This window comes from uncultured Gemella sp. (assembly GCF_963519265.1).
Classification (GTDB): domain Bacteria; phylum Bacillota; class Bacilli; order Staphylococcales; family Gemellaceae; genus Gemella.
Map to the genome: position 1 here is coordinate 1 of NZ_CAUQNQ010000129.1, position 3249 is coordinate 3249.

General features: G+C 30.0%; 6 protein-coding genes. 3 read left to right on the forward strand and 3 right to left on the reverse strand.

What is annotated here, in order from left to right; translation table 11 throughout:
• Window positions 1-315 precede the first annotated feature (315 nt).
• The 3 genes from RWN11_RS07880 to RWN11_RS07890 are packed head-to-tail and all read right to left on the reverse strand — an operon-like array spanning window position 316 to window position 1364.
• Complete coding sequence (locus tag RWN11_RS07880; protein WP_314161182.1) at window positions 316-933, reverse strand: hypothetical protein; 618 nt, start codon at window positions 931-933, stop codon at window positions 316-318.
• A 19-nt stretch (window positions 934-952) separates the two neighbouring features.
• Entirely contained in the window at window positions 953-1159 is a 207-nt protein-coding gene (locus RWN11_RS07885) for a hypothetical protein (RefSeq protein WP_314161183.1), read from the reverse strand.
• A 1-nt stretch (window position 1160) separates the two neighbouring features.
• Window positions 1161-1364, reverse strand: coding sequence for a hypothetical protein (locus tag RWN11_RS07890; RefSeq protein WP_314083913.1), 204 nt, complete (start codon window positions 1362-1364; stop codon window positions 1161-1163).
• A gap of 190 nt (window positions 1365-1554) precedes the next feature.
• Between RWN11_RS07890 and RWN11_RS07895 the strand changes: the two genes are divergently transcribed.
• From RWN11_RS07895 to RWN11_RS07905, 3 genes are all read left to right on the forward strand, one after another.
• Complete coding sequence (locus tag RWN11_RS07895; RefSeq protein WP_314161184.1) at window positions 1555-2568, forward strand: NAD(P)H-dependent glycerol-3-phosphate dehydrogenase; 1014 nt, start codon at window positions 1555-1557, stop codon at window positions 2566-2568.
• Window positions 2569-2747: 179 nt separating this feature from the next.
• The gene (locus tag RWN11_RS07900) at window positions 2748-3020 is read left to right on the forward strand and encodes an HU family DNA-binding protein (protein ID WP_003144688.1); all 273 of its coding nucleotides are present in this window, start codon (window positions 2748-2750) and stop codon (window positions 3018-3020) included.
• Window positions 3021-3089: 69 nt separating this feature from the next.
• Window positions 3090-3249, forward strand: a 160-nt coding sequence (locus RWN11_RS07905; protein WP_314161187.1) for a GTP cyclohydrolase I, incomplete at its 3' end; no start/stop codon positions are given.

Consider the following 3249-nt stretch of genomic DNA (forward strand, 5'->3'; position numbering starts at 1 on the left):
CAGAGTCAATTCGTCTACGTAAAAAAGAATTAGATAAAGCAGCTCGTGAAAAAGCGGCTCGTAAAGCTAAATATTCAGAAGAATAAAATAAAAAAACTTTCGAAGTAGATAACTATTTCGAAAGTTTTTTTAGTATGTATATAGAAAACGGGAGTGACTCGAAATCGTGATTTCTGAGAAATCGATTTTGTAAAATCATCCCGCAATGGTTTATTAGATTTTTATAAGGCGAATTTAGATATCCATAAGCCGCTGGATTCTCTCAATAAACTCTTTTTGAATTTAGGTCTTGTGGATTAACCTCGTTTTTATGTATTACTGATTTTTAATTTCTAGGTTACCATCTTTTAAAGAGATATTATCTCCTTCTTTAACTTTTTCATATTGTTCTTTGGTAACAGAAACATATTTTGTATCTCCATCTTTAGTCTTAATTTCTAGCATATATACAGGAACTTTTGAATCTTTTACATTATCAACTAACTCTTTTTGCTGATCGCTAGCGTGGATGTGATTATGTGAAGTCGCTGAATTAAATAATGTATACCATAGTAACATATTAGTTATGTTGCTGCCTGAGAAGAATCCACTGCTTCTATAATTATTATTTATATAATCTGTATATTGTTTTTTATAGCCTTGATTATTGTAGCTATTGTAATCTTTGTTATATGAACCACCTGAGTTTTTTGTAAAGTTTTTTGTAGTGTTTGTAGTTGGTTTACTGCTTGATGTAGAAGCAGTAGGTTTCGAACTAGAGTTACTATTTGATGGTTTAGAAGAACTAGGTTTTGAACTAGGTCTTGGAGCACTTGGTCTTGCTGATGTTCCTTTAGCTTCAATTAGATTGACACTTGATGCACTGATTGTAGAAAAAATTAATGCAGAAGTAAGGAATACACTTATTATTTTTTTTATTGTATTATTTTTCATAGTATTATCCTTTCAAAAATTAATTGTTTTCTGTTGTACGTTTAGCGACGACAGTTCCTTCAATATTTTCTTGAGAACCTGCTTCACTTTTTACAGTATTTTCTATGTTAGTTTTATCGTCTATTTTGTTGTCATCTTTAGAATTATTATTAAAGTAATAATATAGACCAAAACCAATAATTGTAATTGTTAGTAAAGTAATAAATGTTTTTAAAAATCTAGCCATACTAGAATCCTCCTAATACGTAACCTTTCATATCTAATGCACGTTTTAGTCTATCGTATTCAGAAGCTGGTACTTCAAGTTCATCACCATTTACTTGAGTAATAGTCGCGTATTCAGCGTTTAGTTCTTTCCAAATATCCACGATGTTATTTAAGTTAATTAATCCTCGATTTCCATCGATTAGAGTAATTTCAAACCAATTCATAAAATTACCTCCTTTATTATTATGATTAAATTATATCATAGTTTTTAAGAAAAAAATAGTAAAGTAGGTACAGTGCTGTATTTTTGATAAATTTTTAGTAAATAACCTATGACTCTTATAAGTAAAATTAATGTATATTTTTAGAAAATTTGATATAATTGAGTTAAGAATAATTTATAGTGAGGACAGGATGATGAAAATATCTGTTATAGGTTCGGGAAGTTGGGGAACTGCCTTATCTCAGGCAGTGGTAGATAATGGTCATGAATTACGCTTATATTCGCGAAGTGAAAAAACAAGAGATGAAATAAATGGAAATCATACAAATAGTAGGTATTTAAAAAATGCTGTTTTACCAGAAGGAGTTGTGGCAACGAGTAATTTAAAAGAAGCTGTCGAATTTGCAGATGTAATAGTTATAGCAGTTCCTACTAAAGTTATGAGAGAAGTAGCAAGGGATATTAATAATTATTTAGAGAGTCCCAAGTTTATTATCCATGTATCTAAAGGTTTAGAGATGGAAACAAATAAGAGGATGTCAGAGGTAATAGCTGATGAGATTGATAGTGATAAATTAAAAGGGGTTGGAGTACTTAGTGGTCCATCTCATGCTGAAGAATTAATATTAAGAAATCCTACAGTCGTTGCCATTGCATCTAAAAATGATGAATTAAATAAAATAGCTCAGGATATTTTTCATAATAAATATTTTAGAATTTATGTTAATAAAGATATAATAGGTGTTGAAGTTGGTGGGGCACTTAAAAATATAATTGCATTAGGGTGTGGAATCATTGATGGAATGTCCTATGGTGATAATGCAAAAGCGGCGTTATTAACACGTGGGTTAATCGAAATAACACGATTAGGGAAGAAGCTAGGAGCTGATGAAATGACTTTCTTAGGGCTTGGAGGAATAGGTGATTTAGTAGTAACGTGTACCTCTAAACACTCAAGAAACTATAATTGTGGCTATTTAATCGGACAAGGTTATACATTAGAAGAAGCTATAGAAAAATTAGATATGGTTGCCGAAGGTGTAAGAACTACGAAAGTTTGTTATTTCCTTTCTAAAAAATTTGATGTTTATATGCCAATAACAGAAAATATCTATAAAGTATTGTATGAAGGACTAAGTATTAAAGACTGCGTTAATAATCTTATGAATAAAATGGCAGCAGAAGAATTAAACAAATTTGAGTAAAATAAGGTTACATATTATCAAATAAAATCCAAAAAAGTAAAAAAACTGTCGAAAATTTAGTAAAAATGCTAAAAAACACTAAAATTCGTTAATAAAACCTTGATTATTAGCGATTTATATGGTAATATTTAATAAGTGAAACGGTAGAACCGTTACTCAATAATGGAGGTAAAGAATTAATGAACAAATCAGAATTAATTTCAAAAGTTGCTGAGAAATCAGGACTACAAAAAAAACAAGCAACTGCTGCTATCGAAGCATTCGTAGAAACAGTTGAAGAAACTTTAGCTAAAGGTGAAAAAATCCAAATTATCGGATTTGGTAACTTTGAAGTTAGAGAAAGAGCTGCTCGTAAAGGACGCAACCCTCAAACTAACGAAGTTATTGAAATCGCTGCAAGCAAAGTTCCTGCTTTCAAAGCTGGTAAAGCTCTTAAAGACGCAGTTAAATAATAACAATTTAATTCAAAAAAGAGGAGTTACTACTTAGTAGCTCTTTTTTTATAAAAATGGAGGACAGTTTTGAAAAATAAAGAACAATCACAAGAACTTATAAAAACACTATTAGAAAATATTGGAGAAGATACATCTAGAGCTGGATTACTAGATACACCAAAAAGATGTGTAAAAATGTATGAAGAGTTATTATCTAAAACAAATGTAGATCCGAAAGAAGAAATAA

Excerpts from the sequence above, each read along its gene's own strand:
- RWN11_RS07890 (WP_314083913.1), bottom strand. The coding sequence starts at position 1,364 with ATGAATTGGTTTGAAATTACTCTAATCGATGGAAATCGAGGATTAATT.
- RWN11_RS07880 (WP_314161182.1), bottom strand. The coding sequence starts at position 933 with ATGAAAAATAATACAATAAAAAAAATAATAAGTGTATTCCTTACTTCT.
- RWN11_RS07900 (WP_003144688.1), top strand. The coding sequence starts at position 2,748 with ATGAACAAATCAGAATTAATTTCAAAAGTTGCTGAGAAATCAGGACTA.
- RWN11_RS07895 (WP_314161184.1), top strand. The coding sequence starts at position 1,555 with ATGATGAAAATATCTGTTATAGGTTCGGGAAGTTGGGGAACTGCCTTA.
- RWN11_RS07885 (WP_314161183.1), bottom strand. The coding sequence starts at position 1,159 with ATGGCTAGATTTTTAAAAACATTTATTACTTTACTAACAATTACAATT.